17 protein-coding genes are annotated in these 20,057 nt (G+C 71.7%); 10 read left to right on the forward strand and 7 right to left on the reverse strand.

The annotated features are described in order from the left end of the window. The 3 genes from ACFW22_RS33800 to ACFW22_RS33810 all read left to right on the forward strand — a co-directional run. On the forward strand, positions 1–294 hold a 294-nt coding region (locus tag ACFW22_RS33800), incomplete at its 5' end, for a dihydrodipicolinate synthase family protein (protein ID WP_386412141.1). Positions 295–365: 71 nt separating this feature from the next. Continuing rightward, entirely contained in the window at positions 366–1,751 is a 1,386-nt protein-coding gene (locus tag ACFW22_RS33805) for an aldehyde dehydrogenase family protein (protein ID WP_386412143.1), read from the forward strand. A gap of 196 nt (positions 1,752–1,947) precedes the next feature. Then, positions 1,948–3,225 (forward strand): alpha/beta fold hydrolase, encoded by a 1,278-nt coding sequence (locus ACFW22_RS33810; protein WP_386412145.1) that lies wholly within the window; start codon positions 1,948–1,950, stop codon positions 3,223–3,225. 18 nt (positions 3,226–3,243) lie between these two features. Here the strand turns inward: ACFW22_RS33810 and ACFW22_RS33815 are convergent, their stop codons facing one another. Both ACFW22_RS33815 and ACFW22_RS33820 read right to left on the reverse strand, forming a co-directional pair. After that, positions 3,244–4,506, reverse strand: a complete 1,263-nt coding sequence (locus ACFW22_RS33815; RefSeq protein WP_386412147.1) for a serine hydrolase domain-containing protein — start codon at positions 4,504–4,506, stop codon at positions 3,244–3,246. Between the two features lie 127 nt (positions 4,507–4,633). Then, on the reverse strand, positions 4,634–5,530 hold the full coding sequence (locus tag ACFW22_RS33820) for an alpha/beta hydrolase (RefSeq protein ID WP_386412150.1): 897 nt from the start codon (positions 5,528–5,530) through the stop codon (positions 4,634–4,636). Between the two features lie 118 nt (positions 5,531–5,648). Between ACFW22_RS33820 and ACFW22_RS33825 the strand changes: the two genes are divergently transcribed. Further along, complete coding sequence (locus ACFW22_RS33825; RefSeq protein WP_386412152.1) at positions 5,649–6,689, forward strand: helix-turn-helix domain-containing protein; 1,041 nt, start codon at positions 5,649–5,651, stop codon at positions 6,687–6,689. 182 nt (positions 6,690–6,871) lie between these two features. Here ACFW22_RS33825 and ACFW22_RS33830 read toward each other — a convergent pair whose 3' ends face one another. Next, positions 6,872–7,111, reverse strand: coding sequence for a DUF6194 family protein (locus ACFW22_RS33830; protein WP_386412172.1), 240 nt, complete (start codon positions 7,109–7,111; stop codon positions 6,872–6,874). Here ACFW22_RS33830 and ACFW22_RS33835 point away from each other — a divergent pair. Beyond that, the gene (locus tag ACFW22_RS33835) at positions 7,023–7,370 is read left to right on the forward strand and encodes a hypothetical protein (protein WP_386412174.1); all 348 of its coding nucleotides are present in this window, start codon (positions 7,023–7,025) and stop codon (positions 7,368–7,370) included. The genes ACFW22_RS33830 and ACFW22_RS33835 overlap by 89 nt on opposite strands. Positions 7,371–7,564: 194 nt before the next feature. On the opposite strand, the gene ACFW22_RS33840 is transcribed toward ACFW22_RS33835, so the two are convergent. Beyond that, positions 7,565–8,029, reverse strand: a complete 465-nt coding sequence (locus ACFW22_RS33840) for a MarR family winged helix-turn-helix transcriptional regulator (RefSeq protein WP_386412154.1) — start codon at positions 8,027–8,029, stop codon at positions 7,565–7,567. Then, positions 8,026–8,511, reverse strand: coding sequence for a MarR family winged helix-turn-helix transcriptional regulator (locus tag ACFW22_RS33845; RefSeq protein ID WP_386412156.1), 486 nt, complete (start codon positions 8,509–8,511; stop codon positions 8,026–8,028). The genes ACFW22_RS33840 and ACFW22_RS33845 overlap by 4 nt, the downstream gene beginning before the upstream one ends. 407 nt (positions 8,512–8,918) lie before the next feature. Here ACFW22_RS33845 and ACFW22_RS33850 point away from each other — a divergent pair, with 407 nt between their 5' ends. Next, the gene (locus ACFW22_RS33850; protein WP_386412158.1) at positions 8,919–10,316 is read left to right on the forward strand and encodes an APC family permease; all 1,398 of its coding nucleotides are present in this window, start codon (positions 8,919–8,921) and stop codon (positions 10,314–10,316) included. A gap of 177 nt (positions 10,317–10,493) precedes the next feature. Further along, the gene (locus ACFW22_RS33855; protein ID WP_386412160.1) at positions 10,494–10,901 is read left to right on the forward strand and encodes a hypothetical protein; all 408 of its coding nucleotides are present in this window, start codon (positions 10,494–10,496) and stop codon (positions 10,899–10,901) included. Positions 10,902–10,986: 85 nt separating this feature from the next. Here the strand turns inward: ACFW22_RS33855 and ACFW22_RS33860 are convergent, their stop codons facing one another. Further along, a complete protein-coding gene (locus ACFW22_RS33860) occupies positions 10,987–11,409 on the reverse strand; it encodes a nuclear transport factor 2 family protein (protein WP_386412162.1) in 423 nt (140 codons plus the stop codon). Between the two features lie 215 nt (positions 11,410–11,624). On the opposite strand from ACFW22_RS33860, the gene ACFW22_RS33865 reads away from it, so the two are divergent. Continuing rightward, the gene (locus ACFW22_RS33865) at positions 11,625–14,648 is read left to right on the forward strand and encodes a BTAD domain-containing putative transcriptional regulator (RefSeq protein WP_386412164.1); all 3,024 of its coding nucleotides are present in this window, start codon (positions 11,625–11,627) and stop codon (positions 14,646–14,648) included. A 24-nt stretch (positions 14,649–14,672) separates the two neighbouring features. Here the strand turns inward: ACFW22_RS33865 and ACFW22_RS33870 are convergent, their stop codons facing one another. Next, the gene (locus ACFW22_RS33870) at positions 14,673–14,948 is read right to left on the reverse strand and encodes a hypothetical protein (protein ID WP_386412166.1); all 276 of its coding nucleotides are present in this window, start codon (positions 14,946–14,948) and stop codon (positions 14,673–14,675) included. Between the two features lie 383 nt (positions 14,949–15,331). On the opposite strand from ACFW22_RS33870, the gene ACFW22_RS33875 reads away from it, so the two are divergent. After that, complete coding sequence (locus ACFW22_RS33875; protein WP_386412168.1) at positions 15,332–16,771, forward strand: helix-turn-helix domain-containing protein; 1,440 nt, start codon at positions 15,332–15,334, stop codon at positions 16,769–16,771. A gap of 154 nt (positions 16,772–16,925) precedes the next feature. Next, the coding region (locus tag ACFW22_RS33880) for an amino acid adenylation domain-containing protein (RefSeq protein WP_386412170.1) at positions 16,926–20,057 on the forward strand (3,132 nt) is incomplete at its 3' end.

The raw sequence follows: 20,057 nt of genomic DNA on the forward strand, positions 1-20,057 counted from the left end.
GGAGCCGTCGGCTGGATCGCCGGCTACCCCAACGCCTTCCCCACCAGCTGCGCGGCGCTCTACCGCGCTGCGGTCGAGGGAGACCTGGGCACCGCCCTGCCGCTGTACAAGTCCCTGCACTCCCTGCTGCGCTGGGACTCCAAGACCGAGTTCGTCCAGGCGATCAAGCTCTCCATGGACATCGCCGGCCGTCCGGGCGGCCCGACCCGGCCGCCGCGCCATCCCCTCACCGGCGCGGTCGAGTCCGCGGTCCGCACCGCCACGGAGAAGGCCGTGGCCAACGGTCACCGCTGACGGCAGCACACCACCGGTACCCACCCTCCTCATCCTCCACCCGGACGCACCCCTTCCAGGAGGCTTCCCCCGTGACCGACACGCTCCCCGTCCTCACCTCGCGCAACCCGGCCGACCCGGCCGACGTCCTCTTGCAGGTCCCCAGCCCCGGTGCCTTCGCCGCCGTCGACACCGTCGAACGGGCCCGCGCCGCCCAGCCCGGTTGGCTGCGGGCCGGGGCCGCAGCCCGATCGGCAGCCCTGAACGCGGTCGCCGCCGCCGTCGAGGCCGCGGCCGGCGAACTCGCCGACCTCGTCGTGCGCGAGGTGGGCAAGCCGCTCGCCGAGGCCCGTGCCGAAGTCGCACGCACGGCTGCGATCTGGCGCTACTACGCCCAGGCCCCCTTCGAACACACCGGCGCCGTGCACGAGACCGCGGCGGGGGAGGGGCTCCTCCTGACCCGGCGCCGTCCGCACGGCGTGGCCGGACTCATCACGCCCTGGAACTTCCCCCTCGCGATCCCGACCTGGAAGGCCGCCCCGGCGCTCGCCGTCGGGAACACCGCCGTCCTCAAGCCGGCCCCGGAGGCCACCGCCTGTGCCCTGCGCCTGGCCGAGATCGTTCGGCACCACCTCCCCGAGGCGGTGTTCACCGTCCTCCCCGGTGGCGCGACGGAGGGCAACGCACTGGTATCGGCCGTCGACGTCGTCTCCTTCACCGGCTCCACACCCGTCGGACAGGCCGTGGCGAGGGCCGCGACCGCCCGTGGCATCCCGGCGCAGGCCGAGATGGGCGGCCTGAACGCCGCGCTCGTCCTCCCCGATGCCGACATCGAGCAGGCCGCCGGCCACATCGCCGCGGCCCTCGCCGGCTACGCGGGACAGAAGTGCACCGCCACCAGCCGTGTCATCGCGGTCGGCGCTGCCCTCGAACCACTCCGCGAGGCCCTCTCCGAAGCGCTGAAGGCCCTCCCCGTCGGCGATCCCAAGGACCCGGTGACCGTGTGCGGGCCGCTCATCCACGAGGACGCCCGCGACCAGGTGGTCGACGCGGTCCGTGGGCTGTCCGCGCTCGTCGGCGGCACCCCGCTGGACGGCCCCGGCTGGTACGCGGCCCCGACCCTGGTCGAGAAGGTCTCCCCGGGGCACCGGCTGCTGCGCGAAGAGGTCTTCGGACCCGTCGCCTCCCTGCTCGCCGCCGATGACCTCGCCCATGCGGTCCGGATCGCCAACTCCGTTCCGTACGGGCTGGTGACCTCGGTCCACACGGCCGACCTGAACACGGCCCTGCACGGCCTCGACCTGCTCGACACGGGGATGATCCGGCTCAACGCCCCTTCCACCGGAGTGGACTTCCACCTGCCGTTCGGCGGCTCCAAGTCCTCCAGCCACGGGCCGCGCGAGCAGGGCAGGGCGGCGCTCGACTTCTACACCTCGAGCCGGACGTACACCCTGGCGCCGGCCGGCCCGACCTCCTGATCCCACGGGCTGGTGATGCCGGCCCCCCGAGGGGGCACCACCGTACGCACCGCGCGCCGACGGGCGCCCCGGCCCACCGAGGCGCCCGGTGCGCAACCCGCGGACGGCGTGGCGCGCCCGTCCCTGCCGCGCCCCGAGCACGGCCCGGGGAGAACCGCGACGCGCCACCGTCCTCCTCATCCCATCGAGGCATGCCATGAATCCCGCGTACGCAACCGCCGACCACGTCTTCACCGTTCCCCTGGACCACCGGGTCCCCGACGGCCCCACCCTCCGGGTCTTCGCCCGTGAGGTCGCCGATCCGGCACGCGCCGGAGAGGAACTTCCCTGGCTGCTCTACCTCCAGGGCGGTCCCGGCGGCAAGTCACCCCGACCCGGAACGGGTTCGCCCGGCTGGTTGCCCCATGCCCTCAAGACGCACCGGGTGTTGCTGCTCGACCAGCGCGGCACCGGCCGCTCCTCTCCGATCACCGCCCGCTCCGCAGCCCGCTTCGCATCGCCGCAGCGACTCGCCGACCACCTCGCGCACTTCCGGGCCGATGCGATCGTCGCCGATGCCGAGTGCATACGGCGCGCACTCTGTGGCGACGCCCCCTGGGAGACGCTCGGCCAGAGCTACGGCGGCTTCCTCACCCTCACCTACCTCTCCCAGGCACCCGCAGGGCTGCGCGCCTGCTACGTCACCGGTGGGCTGCCCGGTCTCACCGCCACCGCCGATGACGTCTACGCCCGGACCTACCCCCGGGTCCGTGACCGGGTCCTCGACTTCTACGCCCGCTACCCCGAGGACGCCCACCGCCTCCGGGAGATCACCGACCTCCTCACGGCCGAGGAGGTCCGTCTCCCGAACGGAGACCTGCTCACCCCGCGCCGCCTGCGCACCCTCGGGCTCCTGCTCGGCATGGGAGACGGCTTCGAGCGCCTCCACTGGCTGCTCGACGAATCCGTCGACGCGTCGGGCCGAGCCCGGGGCGAGTTGACCGAGACCTTCCTCCACCAGGTGATGTTCCTGACCGGCTTCACCGACAATCCGCTCTTCGCCGTCATGCAGGAGAGCCTCTACGGGCAGGGCGACGGGCCCACCGCCTGGGCGGCCGACCGTGCCCTGGCCGGCCTTCCGGAGTTCGCGGAGGGAGCCGATCCCCTCCTGCTCACCGGCGAGATGATGTACCCCTGGATGTTCCACGAGATCAGCGGCCTGCGTCCGTTCGCCGAGGCCGCCGACCTGCTCGCCGCCCGCACCGACTGGCCGCCGCTCTACGACCGCCGTCGCCTCGCGGCGAACGAGGTGCCGCTCGCCGCGGTCGTCTACCACGACGACATGTACGTGGACGCCGGACTGTCCCTGCGCACCGCCCGCGAGGTCGGGGCCGCGCGCGTCTGGGTCACGAACGAGTGGGAGCACGACGGCCTTTCGGCCTCGGGCGGTCGGGTCCTCGCCCGGCTGGGGGAGATGGCGTCCGGCCGGGCCTGACCCCCGTTCCCGCCGTGCCTACGGAAGGGGGTCCGGAACCGTGGGGGCGGTGCCGCACAGCGCCCGCAGGGTGAACGCCCTCATGGCTCCGTCGATCGGGTGGGGCTGCGGCTTCCCCGAGGCGTCCGGCTCGTTCCACCGCATGAGGTTCACCGCCACCGCCATCTGCCGCGTGCCGTCGGCGCTGCTCAGTGCCATCGTCCCGGCACCCCAGACCGTGCCGTCGTGCCCCCAGAAGGTGCCGCAGGGCAGGTCGAACCGGTGCAGGCCGAGCCCGTACTGGATCGGCGATCCGTCCAGTGCGCGGGCCGGGACCGTGCGCTTCATCTCGTCCAACGACGCCCGGCTGACGATGTCACCGGCGAGCAGTCGGGCGTAGAAGCGGTTCAGGTCGTCCATGGTCGACACCAGCGCGGCCGCCGTTCCCACCCAGGACATGTCGTAGACGCTGTAGTCGCGCGGCGGGTCGATCAGGCCGTAGAACGACTCGTACATCCGCGGGTGCGGGCCTTCGACGTGGGTTCCCGTGGGGAATTCGGTGTGTCGGAGTCCGGCCCGTTCGATGACGTTCCGGGTGATGTACTCCTCCGCCGGCATCCCGGTCACCCGTTCCAGGAGTTCGCCGAGGATCAGCCAATTGGTGTTCGAGTACACCCCGGTGGATCCGCCGGGCTCGCCGGCGGGGGGCGCGGAGAGCCCCATGTCGATCAGTTCGGCCGGTCGGAACGTGCGGAACCGGTTGTCGTCGAGGCTCCGTGTCGAAACGTCCAGTCGGTCGGGGAAGCCCCGGAGGGACGGGAACGCGTAGGGAAGGTAGTCGGGGATGCCGCTGGTGTTGTGGAGCAACATCCGGACGGTGATCTTCCTGCCCCGTTCGCCCGGCACCACGTCCGGCAGGTGGTCGCCGACGGGCTCGTCGAGCCGGATCCTTCCCCGCTCCACCTGCTGCAGGACGGCGGCGGCGGTGAAGGTCTTGGTGATGCTGCCGACCCGGTGCCGCATGTCCGCCCGTACGGGACGGCCGGTCGCGACGTCGGCCACTCCGGAGGCGCCGCGCCACGTCCTGCCGTCGTTCCGCACCTCGGCGAACACCCCCGGCACCCCGGCGCGATGGACGTCGTCCAGGGAGCCCTGCAGTGCGGCGGGGTGGAAATTGGTGGATGCGGGCGCACTGCCGACGGGGGGCGCGTCCGGCCGGCCGGACGCGGGAGCCGCCGTGAAGGCCCCCGTCCCCGCACCCAGTGCGGCCACGACCGCCCACCGTGCCAGTCGTATCCTCATGACGACGTTCCTTTCCTCATGACGACGTTCCTTTCGCGTTCGCTTCGGGTGTGTGCGGAGGGACCGGCCCCGGGACCCGGACCGCGGGGCCATGGGCTTCGTCCCGGTCGGCCCGTCGCGAAGCAGCTCAAACGGCGAGGGCACGGCGCAGAACGGCACCGAGCTCGCTGTTCTGCCGCTGCGAGACCTCGGCCGAGAGGATCGCCTGCGAGCCGTGGAAGGTGCCGGGCCACTGGTGCAGTTCCACGGACACGCCCGCCTGCAGCAGACGGAGCGCATAGGCGATGCCCTCGTCCCGGTTCGGGCAGTACTCGGCGGTGGCGACGTAGGCCGGCGGAAGGCCGGACAGGTCGGCGGCCCGGGCGGGAGCGGCATACGGGGTGGCGGGCCCGTTCCCCAGATAGTGCCTCCAGGCCGCGACGGCCTTGCCCCGGTGGTACCAGGGCGTGGTGGTGAAGTTCCGCGCCGACCAGGTGTCGAGCCGGTCGTCGAGCCCCGCTTGGTTGAGCAACTGGAAACGGATCGACGGCCCCCGCTCGTCCCGCGCCCGCAGCGTTACCCCGGCCGCCAGACCGCCACCGGCACTGTGGCCGCCGACCGCGATCCGCGCAGGGTCGAAGCCGAGCCCGGCCGCGTGCTCGGCGGCCCAGCAGAGCACGGCATAGGCGTCGTCCAGGGCCGCCGGGTAGGGGTGCTCCGGCGCCAGCCGGTACCCCACCGAGATGACCACCGCACCGGAGGCCTCCGCGATGCGAGTGGCCCACGGGTGCTCGGTGTTCACGTCCCCCATGACGTACCCACCGCCGTGGAGCCAGACCACCGCCCCTTCCGCCCTGCACGGCCGGTAGATCCGTACCGGCACGCCGGGCCCGGCGGGCACCACGCGGTCCTCGACCTCCACCTCCGGGGCGTCCGGCACGGGTACCGCGGCCGCGAGCCCGGCGAAGCGGCCGCGAGCAGAGACCGGGTCGGACAGGTCGGTCTGCGGGAAGAACGGGATGAACGCTTCGAGTTCGGGATCCATGACGACCATCCTCCGGGCCGCACCCCGGGGAATCATCCGCCATCCGTCGCACGTTCCGCCCCGATCACGCGCCGTTGGGCGCGTCCCGTCCCCGCTGCGGTCTGCCATCCTTTCCGCCATGGAGGCATTGGTCGAACGTCTGTCGGGACTCGATCCGTACGTTGACGGGGCGATCCGCATCGTTGCGTTCTACGACACCCTGATGCGCCGCCGAGTGGACCTTCCGGCGCTGGTCCGGGCCTCGGCCGGTCTGGCCGAGTGCGTCGTGGGGGTACGGCTCCACGGCACCGGCCGGTCAACCCGTGTCTCGCCCCACGGCACGGCCGCGCCCGACGCCTCGAAGCCCGCTTCCACCACGGTGCCGATCACCCTCGACGAGGAGGAGATCGGTACGGTGTGGCTGGAGCGGCCCGGCCCGCCCCACCCGCTCGACGAAGTGCTCCTCGACCGGCTCGCCCTCGCCGCTGCGGCTGCCGCGGAGCGCTACGGCCCGGCCCGCACCACCATGGCCGACCCGGCCCTCGTCGAACTGGTCGTCAGCCGGGACAGCGATGCCGCCGCCCGGGCGCGGGCGCTGCGCCTCCTCGGCTTCGCCGTCGACCTTCCGGTGCACGTCGTCGCCGTGCGGACCGGACTCCCGCTCGACCGGATCGGCACCCTGGTCTGCCCGGCCCGCCCGGTGAAGACGGCCCTGCTCGCCGACGCCGGGGTCATCTTGGCCACGGCCCTGGACCGGACCCGGTTTCCCGCAGCCGTACGAGCCGGCATCGGGGCTGCCCACCGCCCCGACCTCGCCTGGTGCCAGGCCCGTACGGCCTTGCGCTTCGCCACCGAGCGGGAACCCGTCGTCCACCACACCGACCTGGGTGCGCTCGCCCTGCTCGCGGCCGTTCCCGAGCGCGTCGCACGGGACAATCCGGACGTGGTCGCGCTCGACCTGCTGCTCCCGGAGGACGTGGAGGTACTGGACGCCTACTGCGCCTCTTCCTCCGTCCGTCGTGCCGCCGAACTCCTCCACCGTCACCACAGCAGCATCGCCCGCCGCCTCGATCACATCGGCAGGACGCTCGGCCTGGATCCCACCACACCCGCAGGGCTGACCCGCGTCCGGCTCGCCCTCGTCGTCCGGAGGCTGGTCCATGACGGAGCGGAGCGCTGAGGACCCGTCCGCCGGAGGCCGAGCGTGCGGCCGAGGCGCTGTCGAAGGGCGTCGGCCCGTCCCCATGACGAGTGCCCGGAGCGGCAGCGCCTCCGGTGTCCATCGGCCGGCTCGGCGCGGCTCGCTTGTCCGGGGCGGCGGAACCGCAGCGCGCGCGAGGGAGGGGAACGGCGCCGGCCGTGTCAGGAGCGGTCCGGTCCGCCCCGTCGAACGGACCGGGCCCGAGCGGCCTCGTGGGCGGCGCGCAGGAGGCCCACCACGGTGTCCGCCGTCCTCCCACCGGGATTGACCACGGAGATCCAGCCGAGCGCCCCGTATACGGGGTGCGGCACCATGCGGTCGACACGTTGCGCGGTCGACCCGGACGTTGACGCGCCAGCGCCCCGGAGCGTCGAGTGCGGAGGCTTCGTCGTTCCGGCCATCAGGGCGGCCAGGGTCGTCGTGGCCCTTCGCGGCGCCGGGTACGGCGTTCCCGCGGTGCGCGACGTCATGGCGTCCCTCAGTCACCTCGACGGTTCGGGAGAGGTCCAGCACGTCCTGCGCCAGTGCCTGGACCGGATCGCCGGGCGGACCGTGGCCCTGCTCCGCGCGGGCGCGGACCTGGCGACCGTGATCACTTCCGTGGGGGAGTCGCCGGCCGCCCCCAGGCCCGACGAAGAGCCACTGGTGATTGTCCCGTGAACCGCGACGGACCGGCGCGCGGCGTCGGACGCGGTGCATTGCACGGCGGAAGGGCGTCTTCTTCGCCGCCGTGCCCGTCACCGTCGAGGCCCGGCCCCCCTCGCGGGCGGTGAGGGGGCGTGCGGGAGCCGGTCGTGGGCCGTGGGGCGAACGTCCTGCGCGCTCCGTGCGGGCGTGTGCCCGGAGCGGCAGCGTCATGCGGATCCGGTTCCCCGGGTCCGCGCCAGCTCGGCGTTCGCACGCTCCGTGACGAGGTTCAGCACCCTGCCGACGACGGCGAGGTCCTCGGCCGGGATGCCGGCGTACAGCCGGGCGGAGATCTCGGCGGTCTCGGCCGTGGTGACCTCGAACAGTCGTCGACCGGCATCGGTGAGTCGAATCCGGGACGCCTCCGCCGGGTCCCGTTCGACCAGCTCCGCCGCCGTCAACCGGTCGACGGCTGCACGCGCGACCGATTCGTCGGCCTTCAGCGAGCCGATGACGTCGGCGACCAGCCGTTCCCGTTCGACGGGGGCGCCTCCGACGGAGACCGCCCGGAGCGTCACGCTCTGCTCGAAGGTGATGCCGTGGCGGGTCAGGACTCCTTCCAGGAGGGCGCGCGCGGCGTAGTGCGCCAGGGCGATGACGCGGCCGTTGGTGGTGGGTGCGGTGGTGGTCATGTCCGTTGCTCCTCGTCGTTCGCGGTGTGCGGGTCCAGGGGGACGTCGAGCAGGGTCGCCAGTTCGTGGGTGAACCGTTGGGCGCGCTGGCCGGTCCGGCCCCCGAGCGGTTCCAGCAGTTGGTCCAGGAGGCCCTGGACCACTTCGACGGCGCGGCGGGTGACCTCGTACCCCTGCTCGGTCAGCGTCACCTGCAGTGCACGGGGGTCCTTCGGGTCCCGGCTGCGGGTGACGAGTCCGCCGGCCTCCAGGGTGCGGGCCAGTTTGGAGACGTAGAGCGCTTCGAGTCCGACGTGGTCGGCGAGCTCCCGCTGGCTGGGGCGCTTCCCGGAACGCCCCATGCCGTACAGGGACCCCAGGAGCGCGTACTGGGCATGGGTCAGTCCCAGGGGGGCCACTGCCCGGTCGACGGCCACCCGCCACTTCATCGACAGGCGCCAGACGAGGAATCCCGCGGTGGCGCTCTCGGCTTCTGCACGCATGTCAGAAACAGTACATGGCTACTATGTACATGGCTACTATTTTCTGATCGGGGAGCGGTCGGTCGAGGGGCTCTCCCCGGGGCGAGTCATGGCCGCGCGGGAGGATCCCTTCCGGCGGCGATCGGCATTCCGGCATGTGGAGCAGGGGTAAAGCGCAGGAAAAGTCCTTCCCGTCGGGCTGCGGTTCCCGTACGGAGCATGTGCGCCGCCGTGGCGCGCCCTTAGCGCCGCGAGTCCTTCTCCACACTGAACGGAACAACGAATTCCGCAGCTACAGGTCCATTGACCTGCGGTTCTCCTCAGGCTTCCATTCAGCCCGGGAGCCATGGACCACTTGATCACCAGCCGCCTCGGAGGCGATACCGCTCCCGCTCAGAACCACCGCACGCATCGATCGGAACCGCCTGATGACCGACACCCTCAGCGCACCGCACGCGCTGGCCCCCCAGACCGGCCCCGTGCCGCAGAAGCTCAAGCGTTCCATCGGTGTCGTGGGCGGCACCCTGCTCACGCTGTCGTGCGTGACGCCCGCCTCCACCCTCTTCGTGGTCGTGCCCGACCTGTTCGACGGGGTCGGCACGTACGCCGCCCTCACCATCGCCATCGGATCGCTCCTGTGCATTGCCGTGGCGTTCTGCTACTCCGAGCTGGGCACGCTGATCCCGAGCGCCGGTGGCGAGTACGCCATCGTCTCCACCCTTGCCGGCCGTCTTGCCGGCTGGTTGGTGTTCGTCCTGTCCCTGTTGGTCGTGATGATCGTGCCGCCCGTCATCGCCATGGGGACCGCCGACTACCTCGAACCGCTCGTCCACGTCCCCGCCCCGATCGCCGGCGCCGGCGTCATGCTCCTCGCGACCCTCGCGGGTCTCCTCGACCTCCGGGCCAACGCCTGGATCACCGGTGTCTTCCTGGTGCTCGAAGTGGTCGCGGCGGGCATCGTCGCCGTACTCGGCTTCGCCCACACCGAGCGGGGCGTGGGCGCGCTCGTCCACGGCGAGGTCGTGGCCCAGGGCGGTTCCCACTCGCTCGTCACCGGAGCCATGGTGGTCTCCGGGCTCGCCATCGCCCTCTTCGTCACCCAGGGCTTCTCGACCGCCGTCTACCTCTCCGAGGAGCTGGAGAACCCGCGTCGCACCGTCGCCCGGACCGTGCTCGCCACCCTCGCCATCTCGACGGCCGTCATCCTCGTCCCCGTGGTCGCCATCACCCTCGGCGCCGGCGACCTGGAGACCCTCACCGGTGGTGACATCAGCGGCATGATCGCGGCCTGGTCCAACTCGGCCGTCGGTACCTTCATCAGCCTCTGTGTGGCGCTCGCCATCATCAACGCCGGCATCGTGATGGTCATCCAGAACTCCCGCGTCCTGTTCGCGTCCGCCCGCGACAAGGCATGGCCCGAGCCCGTCAACGACGCGCTGTCCCGGCTGGGCCGGTTCGGCTCCCCGTGGGTGGCCACCCTGGTCGTGGGCGTCCCGGGCGCCGCCCTCTGCTTCGTCAACCTCGACACCCTGTACGGCGTCACCGGAGTCTCCGTCACCGGCATGTACCTGCTGGTCGCCGTCGCGGCCCTCTTCAGCCGTCGGGGCGCGCACCGCGAGGTCGCGGCCTGGCGCATGCCCCTGTGGCCCGCCGTCCCGGTGTTGCTCATCGCGGTCCTGGCGTACGTCCTCTTCATGCAGGACGTCGAGTACCTGCTGTGGACCGGCGGCCTCACGGCGGTCGCCACCGTCTACTGGGTGCTGTACCTCCGGCCCCGCAAGGACTCGCGCTGGCTGGTCAGCATTCCCGAGGACGAGCAGGTCTGATCCCCGCCGTCACGATCCCACCGCCCGGGGGTCGGAGCGCTCCGTGCGCCCGGCCCCCGGGCTTTTCCGCGGGGGTCGACCACTCGGACCGGGCTGACCCCTCCGTACGGGGGGTGCGTGGCGGGTCCTGCGTGTCGCGACGGTCCGGACGGGTTGAGGAAACGTATCTGTGCATGCATGACCAAGGACATGGAACAACTGTTGAACGTACGCCTGTGCGAACGCTTCGGTGACGTGGTCGACTGGCCGGAGGTCACGTCCCTGACCGCGTCCCACCTCCGGGCCGTGGTCTCGGCACTCGGCCCCGAGGACACCGTCCTCTTCCTGGCCGCCGCCCGTCGCGCCCTCGACGAGGAGGAGTGCCGGGTCGGAACGATCGACCTGGGCTTCGGGGCACACCTCTGGACCCACCTCGAAGGCGTTTCGTGGGGTGCGTCCCCCCTTGCCAGGACATCGGCCTGGGAGTCGATGCTGACCATGCACCGGCTCTCGGTGCTGGCCCCCGAACCGGGGCTGCGCGCACACATCGACAGCGCACTGGACGCCTGCCGGCTCCGTCTCGTACCGGCAGCGGCTGGTTGCTGAGGAGGGCGGCTCCGGGGGGAGGGGCGGGCAATCCCCCTCAGCCGAGACCTCCATCACCCGTCCACAACCTCCCGGGGCAATACACCTAGGGCGCCACGTGGAAGTACCGGGTACAGGCGAGGACCAGACCGTCGTCGGCAATGGTGAAGAGGTCGACGAACCGGACCTCCCCTCCGCCGGCGCCCGCGGCGATCCGGCTGCCCGTGGCGACCACGCTGCGCCCCTGCGCCACGATCCGGTCGATCTCGTGGCGGGCGCCCGGCGGCACGCTTCCGCGGTGGGCGTGCGGAACCGCCGTGCGCCCCCGCACGGCGGGGGTGCCCGGGAGTTCGAGCACCACCCCGTCGTGCAGCAGGGAGGCGCACGCGTCCAGGTCCCCGTCGTCGAGGTAGTCGTAGACCAATCGGACGTGGTCGACACCGGCTGCGGTGACGAGGTCGATGCCCCCGGTGGTGAGGGGGGCGACGGATGCGGGCAACCTCGTGCTCGCGTCATCTCGGCGGTTCAACGGCTGAGCCCCTTTCGCTCTCGGCCAGGAGTCTGGGGGGAGCCGCCAACTCCGCGTTATCCCCCCTCTATCTCCGACCGGGATCTTCACGGCATGGACAGGGCGGGGGTGGTTGTGGAGACTGTCCTCACTCGGACCTGACGTGTCAACTCGTTTCTTTGGTGGGGGAATAGGTGACCGACGACATCGGGGACAGATCTCAGGAGCTCCCGGACATGTCGTCCCTTGCCTTCAGGGTTCTGGGGCCGCTGCAAGTGCACGGGCCCGCCGGACCGCTCCGGCTCCCGCCTGGACGCCAGGAGGTCATCCTCGCTGCCCTCCTCCTGGAGGCGAACCGGGTGGTCAGCACCAACCACCTGGTCGACCTGATCTGGGAGGACGACCCACCGGAGACGGCCCGCACCCAGGTGCAGATCTGTGTGTCCCGGTTGCGCAAGCTGCTGGCCGGGGCGGACGGCGAGGTCACGATCACGACCCGCCCCCCGGGGTACGTCCTGCACACCGATCCGGCCAATGTGGACGCCGCGCTCTTCACCGGCCTCGTCCTGCAGGCCCGTCGGCTGCGCGAGCAGGGCGAGCTCGTGCCGGCGGTGCGACTGCTGAGGGAAGCGGTGACCCTCTGGCAGGGCGAGTGCCTGTCCGGACTCGACGGCGGGCCGCTCGCCAACAAGGCGCGCCAGCTGAACGAGGAACGACTGGCCGCCGTCGAACTCCGCATCCAACTCGAACTCGAGCTCGGCCGTTACGACGGGCTCGTGGGGGAGCTACAGCTGCTCACCCACGAGCACCCGCTGCGCGAGAAGCTGCACGGCCAGCTCATCCAGGCGTTGTACTGGTCGGGCCGACAGGCCGAGGCGCTCGAAGCCTTCCGCACCGCGCGACGGTTCCTCGCCGAGGAACTCGGCCTGGAACCCGGACGCGAACTGCGGGAGCTGGAATCGGCGATCCTCACCGGTGAGCTCCCGGCGCCTTCCGGGAGCGTTCCCGTCCGCCCGTCGGGAGGGAAGGCGCCCGAGGGGTCGTCCCCGACCGCGGGACCGGAGAAGGGAGAGGGCGCCGAGGGGGCAGGGACGCCGGCAGCGCCGGCTCAGGAGCCCGCACGCCAGGATTCCGTTCCGCGCCAGCTGCCCGCGGCCGTTGCCGACTTCGTTTCCGATGCCGGTCAACTCGCCGCCCTGGAAGAGGCGCTGACCGGACGTCCGGGGCGCACCACGGTGGGGCTCGCCGCCATCACCGGAAAGCCCGGCACCGGCAAGTCGACGCTCGCCGTGCACGTGGCCCACACGTTGGCGGAGACCGGGTTTCCCGACGGCCAGCTCTACTGCGACCTGCGCGGGACGACCGGTGCCCCCGCGACGCCCGAGGAGGTCCTGGGACGGTTCCTGCGGGCCCTCGGCATACCGGGCCAGTTGATCCCGGAGTCCCTGGACGAGCGGGCGGAGATGTACCGCACCCGACTCGCCTCCCGCAGGGTCCTGGTCGTCCTCGACGACGCGGCGGGCGAGGGGCAAGTGCTGCCGCTGCTGCCCGGAAGCCGTGGTTGCGCCGTCCTCGTCACGGGTCGGGCCCGTCTCACCGCACTGCCCGGCGCGCACCGCGTGGAACTCGACGTGCTCGCGGAGGACCGGGCGCTCGAACTGCTGTCGCGGATCGTCGGGCGGGAGCGGGTCGCGACGGAGGCCGCCGCTGCGGAGGCCCTGGTCCGCACGGTCGGTCGACTTCCGCTGGCCCTGCGGATCGTCGCCGCCCGACTCGCGGCCCGCCCGCACTGGACGCTGGCCTCCATGGTGCAGCGGCTCGCCAACGAACGGCACCGGCTGGACGAACTCGCGCACGGCGAGATGACGATGCGCGCCAGCCTCTCCCTGACCTACGAGGGACTTGCGCCCGAGGACCGCAGGTTGTTGCGGCTGCTGAGCATGGCGCACGCGCCGACCCTGCCCAGCTGGCTGGCCGGTGCACTGCTCGATGACCGCCGCCCCTTCCCGTCGGACCTGATGGAACCCCTGGTCGACGTGCAGATGCTGGACGTCGCCGGAGTGGAACGGACCGGTGGCTTCCGGTACCGGTTCCACGAGATCATCCGTGTGTACGCGCGCGAACAGCTCGCCGCACAGCACCCACCCGAGGAGCGCCGGGAGGCGCTGGCCCGGATGGCGGGCGGCTGGATGTACCTGGCCCAGCAGGCCCACGGAAAGGTGTACGGCGGAGACTTCACCGTCCTGCACGGCGACGCACCCCGCTGGGAACCGCCCGTCTCCTACACGCATGAGGTCCTCGCCGACCCGCTCGCCTGGCTCGACGCGGAACAGGCGGCCCTCTGCAGCATGGTCGAGCACGCCGCCGACGAGGGTCTCCACGACCTCAGCTGGGACCTCGCCACGTCCCTCGTCACGCTCTTCGAAGTGCGCGGTCACTACGACCTGTGGGAGCAGACCCACCTTCGTGCACTGGCCGCCGTCCGCAAGGCGGGGAACCTCCGCGGCACGGCCGCCGTACGCGCCTCGCTCGGCTCCCTCTACATGAGCCGCAACCAGTTCGACACGGCCCGGCAGACGCTGATCTCGGCACTCGACGTCTTCCAGGCGCTCGACGAGCCGATGGGCGAGGCACTGTGCCGGCGCGACCTGGCGCTCATCGCGCGGACCGGCGGTGACGACGCGATCGCCCTGGAGCTGTACCGGAGGTCCCTGGCCGACTTCGACCGGGCGGGTGACGTGGTGGGCCGTGCGATCGTGCTGACCCAGAGCGCGCACATTCGGATGCGGCAAGGTGAGATCGCCTCGGCCCAGGGGCAGTTGGACGAGGCCCTGGAGATCTACGAGGGGGTCGGCTACACAGGGGGACGGGCTCGTACCCTGCGGCGCGTCGGGCAGTTGCTGCTCGAACAGGGGCGCAGCGATCTGGCGGTCCTGACCTTCACGGAAGTGCTCGAACTCTGCCGAGATTCCGGAGACGTGATCGGGGAGGGGCACCTGCTCCGCGACCTGGGGCACGCGTTCGCCATGATGGGGCGTCCCGACCGGGCCAGGGACTTCTACGACCGCGCCGTGACCGCGCGGGAGGACGTCATGGATTTTAGCGGTGGCGCGCTGGCGCGCCTGGACCTGGCCCGTCTCCTCGAAACGGAACCGGGACGGTCGAGGGAACTGCTCGTCCCGGCGGTCGAGGTGTTCCGCGAGCGGCGGATGAGCCGCGAACTTGCAGAGGCGGAACGTTTGCTCACCATCGCCTGCTGAAGGTCCGACCCTGCCGGGGCCTAGTCAGTCCCAGGGGTTGTTGTCGGTGCTGCAGGTGGTGGTGTCACCCGTCGTTCCCGTGGTCCCCGTGGTCCCCGTGGTCCCCGTCGGGTCCGTGGTCCCCGTCGGGTCCGTCGGGACCGTCGGGTCCGTGACGGTGCAGGTGGTGGTGTCGGCGGTGGTGCCCGTGACCTCGTCGGCCCAACTCGTCTGGACGCCGATTCCGGTCACGACCACGATCAGCGCGGAGGCGACGGCGGCGCGGAGGGAGTTGCGGGCGGCGGCGATCGTGTGCGACATGGGATTTTGCCTCTCGTCGGGGTGCGGCGTTTCCTTGTGACCACCACGCTAGGAACAAGCGGATTCACGGCACCGCTCGCTGCCTTATCACCCCGCTATCACGGAACGGCCTCCTGCCTGACCCGCTATCACGGACCCCGTTCCGCTATCACGAGGCCAAGGCCGTCCTGGCGCCGCCGGGCCGTCGGCACCCGGCGTCGTGCCGCCGAGAAGCGGTCCGCGCGGCGGGACGGCCCGCACTGACCAGGGGGTTAGCGCCGAGATGCCCTCTCAATAGCCGCGTTCGCACGATGGGACTCAGCAGACGCCGAGGCGATGCCACGGCGGGAGGTCCGATCGCTCCCCCGCCCCGGCCCGCCCAACTCGACCAGCGGGAGCTCATCATGACGACCAGTCTCTCCCCGGAGGACACCGCGACGGCCACCGCCGAGATCGGCACCCTCATACGCGGCCACCGGCTCCGCATCGGTCTCACCCAGCGCGAGCTGGCGGACCTGTCCACCATCAGCGTCCGTGCCATCCGCGACCTGGAGAAGGGGAAGGCACAGCGTCCCAGAGCCGACACGGTACGGCTCCTCGCGGACGGCTTGCGCCTGGGTCTTCGGGCCCGCACGGCCCTGGAAGAGGCCGTGCGACGTGGACACCGGGGCGGCGTCCCGCGGCACTTCGCCACCGAGTGGCCGGCTCCGCCCGTACCGCTGCATCCACTGATCGAGAGGGAGGCGGAGGCCGCCGTCCTCACGGAGGAGTTGCGCTCCGGCACCGAGCGGCTCGTCACCCTCGTGGGGCTGAGCGGGGTCGGCAAGACGCGGTTGGCCCTGGAAACCGCCGCGCGGCTGCACGACGCGGGCTTCCCCGTGCTCTGGCACACCGACCCCGGCGCGGTCGCCGACTGCCTGCCGGCCGGTGAGGGACCGCTCACCACCCTTGCGGCCGACTGCGCCGCCTTCCTGCACGGCACCGACGACCAGGGCGATCGACCCGATGTCGACGGCCAGGTCCGCGGAAGGGCCGGTGCCCCGCCCCAGGGACGTGCGGATCAATCCGTTCCCGATCTGGCCGGTGCCCTCGGTGACCGGGGCGTACTCCTCGTCCTCGACGGCGTGGACACCGCACTGCTCGACTTCCACCGCCTCAGCCGACTCCTAAGAGAGCTTCCCGGACTGCGCCTGCTGCTCACCGCCGACGAACCCTGGAACGTCCCCGGTGAGCGACTCTTCCTCCTCTCCCCGCTGGAGGCGCCCAACCCGTCCGAAGGCGTCCGGCCCGACGCTCCCGCGGCCCGGTTCTTCCTCAGCAGGCTCCGTCACGCCCGCCCCGACATCGTCCCCGACGACCGGGTCCGGTCCGACATCGCATGGCTCTGCCACCGTCTCGACGGCCACCCGCTGGCGCTCTCCGCGGCTGCCTCCTGGCTCACCCTCTGTGACCTGCCCGCGCTCCGCGACATCGTCGACTCCGACCCCGCACCGCTCCTCGACCACCTGGCCGACGGACGTTCCGCCTCCCGCCTCCGGCAGCGCGTCGCCCGCACCCTCGCCGCACTCCCCGACGGCCACCGCCGCCTGATCACCGCGCTCTCGGACGCGAACGAGGATCCCTTCGCCCTGGAAGACGTCGTCCGCCTGACCGGCATGCCCCTGCCGCACTGCGGCCGGCTCGTCCGCGACCTCCTGGTCAGCGGCGTGATCCGGGCCGGCACGGAAGGCGGACGCTCGTCCTTCCGCGTGATGTGGGTGGTGCGCGCGACCCTGGCCGCGGACGCAACCGCCGAGCCGGGCGCCCGACCCCTCCCCGGCGCCGCCGCCGCTCCTGCCGCCTGACTGCCGCCCCGCCGTCGAACCGCTTCCCGTACCGCCGGAGCAACTGCCGCTCTCCACCCCGACCCGCCGGTTGTATGGCGCATGCCCGCCGTTCACCGGCCGGACCGCTCCTCGCGGTCGCCCTCCTCCGTCATGACTTCTCCAGGAGCCCCTCATGCCGTTCGACACGCCCGTCGCATCCGCTCCGGCCGCCGTCCGGTTGCCGCTCTCGGTGGCCCAGCGTGACATCTGGACGGCACACGCCCTCGACCCGACGGGCATCAAGTACAACGTCGGGGAGTGCCGAGAGATCAACGGCCCCGTGGATCCGGAACTGATGGCCGCCGCCTGGCGCCGGCTCGTCGCGGAGGCGGACTTCCTCCGCGTCCGTGGCTTCGAGGACGACGGCGAGCAGGTGTGGCAGCTGATCGACGTCGACGCCGGCTCCCGCAGCCTGCCGTTCATCGACGTGAGCGCCGGCGAGGACCCGGAGCGCGAGGCGTGGCGCCACGTCGACGCCCTGATCTGTGCCCCCTTCGATCTGACCGGAGGCCAAGCCCCCGTCCGCTGCGCGCTGATCAGGCTGGCCGAGGAGCGGTACTTCTACTTCTACGGATTCCACCACCTCGTCGTCGACGGCGTGGGGGTGTCGATGGCGCTCGCACGACTGATCGAGCTGTACGAGCAGGCGGTGGCGGGAGAACCCTGGGGTGCCTCTCCGTTCGGGAGCCTCGCCGAACTGCTCGCCGAAGACGCGGAGTACCGGCGGTCCGAGCAGGCCGTGGCCGATCGCAACGCCTGGCGGGAGCACCTCCACGGAGCGCCGGACGCACCCGCCGGCCTCGTCCGCGGTACCGACCGCGCGGTCCCCGCGCACGGCGGCCTGCCCTTCGCGCGGCGCAGCGTCCGCGTCTCCCCGGCGGACGCCGACCGGCTCCGCTCGGTCGCCCGCGGCGAGCGCGCCTCCTGGTCCGTCCTGCTCACGGCGCTCTTCAGCGTCTATCTGCACCGCGTCACCGGACAGACGGAGCTGACGATCGCCCTGCCGGTGACGGGCCGGACGTCCCGACTGGCCCGCAGCACCCCCGGAATGTCCTCGAACGTGGTTCCGCTACGCCTCCGGGTGCGCCCCGAGGACACGCTCGGGGCCCTGGTGCGCTCCGTGGCGGCCGAGGTCAAGCACGGTCTGCGCCACCAGATGACCCGCTACGAGGACCTGTGCAGGGACGCCGGCGTCATCGACGGGAGCCGCAGACTGGCCGCACCCGTCCTCAACATCATGGGCTTCCAGACGGAGCTCACCGTGTGCGGCCACCCGACGGTCAACCACAACGTCAGCAACGGCCCGGTGGACGACCTCAGCGTCGCCGTGCTCGACCTGGGTACCGCGAACGGCTTGCGCATCGACTTCGACACGCCGGTCGAGGGCATCGACGCGGAAGCCGTCGCCGCCCACCAGGACAGGTTCGCCGCCTTCCTCGCCTCCGTCCTCGCCGATGAGCGACCCACCGAGCGCACCACGGCCGACCTGCAGGTGCTGTCGGAGGCCGAGCGCGAGATGCTGACGGGCCGCTGGTCCGGGCCGGTGGCGGACGCGGTGGAGACGACGCTGGTGGAGCGCTTCGAGGAGCAGGCGGCGCGCCTCCCCGGTGCGGTCGCACTCATCGACGGGGCGGTGGAACTCACCTATGCCGAGCTCAATGCCGCCGCGAACCGCTGGGCCCGGCACCTGCGCTCCCGCGGTCTGGGGCGCGGAGACATGGCCGGCATCCTCCTGGAGCGCGGTAGCCGCTTCGCCATCGCCCTCCTCGCCGTCCTGAAGACCGGCGCAGGCCACGTCCTCCTGGACCCGGACTTCCCCGACGACCGGCTGCGCTCCGCCGCGGACGACGCGGGGATCAGCCACCTCGTCACCCGCCCGGTGCTCGCCGAGCGCGTCGACGGCCCCTGGACGACCCACACCGAAGCACCCGGAGAACTCCTCTCCCACAACCCCGGAAACCTCCTCCTTCCCCTCAGCCCCGACGACCCCGCCTGTCTGATGTTCACGTCGGGTTCGACGGGCCGCCCGAAGGCGATCCTGTCCTCCCACCGCAACCTGACGTCGACCCTGATCGGTCAGCCCTATCTCCCGACGGGCCCCGGACAGGTCTACCTGCAGTGCTCGCCGGTGTCCTGGGACGCATTCAGCCTGGAGTTCTGGGGGGCTCTCCTGCACGGCGGAACGGCCGTCCTCCAGCCGGGGCAGAAGCCGGAGCCGGTCCTCGTGACCGAACTCTCCCGCCGACACCGGGTGACGACGCTCCTGCTCTCCGCAACCCTCTTCAACTACCTGGTCGACGAGCACCCCGAGGCCTTCGACACCGTCACCACCGCCTACACGGTGGGGGAGGCGGCTTCTCCGGCGCACGTGCACAAGCTCCAGCAGCTCAGGCCCGGCATTGCCGTGCTCAACGGCTATGGACCCGCCGAGGTCATGATCTACGCCACCACCCACGCGGTCGAGTCGGGTGAGCGGCCCCAGGCGGTCGTTCCCATCGGGACGCCGTTGGTCAACAAGGCGGCCTATGTTCTGGACGCGCAGATGAACCTGTGTCCGCCGGGCGTGACCGGGGAGCTGTACGTGGCGGGTGACGGTCTGGCGCACGGATATCTCGGTAGGTCGGATGTGACGGCTGTCCGTTTCGTGGCCAATCCCTTCGGTGCACCGGGCAGCCGGCTCTACCGCACCGGTGACCTGGTCCGTTTCGACCGTCAGGGCCGTTTGCACTACGAGGGGAGGTCGGACGACCAGATCAAGATCCGTGGCTTCCGCGTCGAGCCGGGAGAGACCGAAGCCGCCCTGCTGACCCACCCCCACGTTACCCGCGCCGCAGTGACCGTCCACGAGAAGCGGCTCGCCGCCTACGTCGTCACGGACCGTGAGGTCGAAGCCGAGCAGATCCGCCGGCACGTGACCGGTCGACTGCCCGAGCACCTCGTGCCGACCTACCTGACGATCCTCGACCAACTCCCCCTGACCCCGAACGGAAAGATCGACAAGCGGGCCCTGCCCCACCCCACCCCCCTCACCACCACCGGCCGCACCCCACGCACCCCCCTGGAGGAGATCCTCGCGGGTCTGTTCGCCAAGACGTTGGAGACGGTGGACCCGGTGGGCGTGGACGACAGTTTCTTCGCTCTCGGCGGGCATTCGTTGTTGGCGGCTCGGCTGACGAATGTGATTGCTGATGTGCTGGGTGTTCGGTTGACGATTCGGGATGTTTTTGGGTGTCCGACGGTTGCGGGTCTTGCTGAGTTGGTTGTG

Origin of the sequence: Streptomyces sp. NPDC058872 (assembly GCF_042743065.1) — a bacterium.
Lineage (GTDB): Bacteria > Actinomycetota > Actinomycetes > Streptomycetales > Streptomycetaceae > Streptomyces.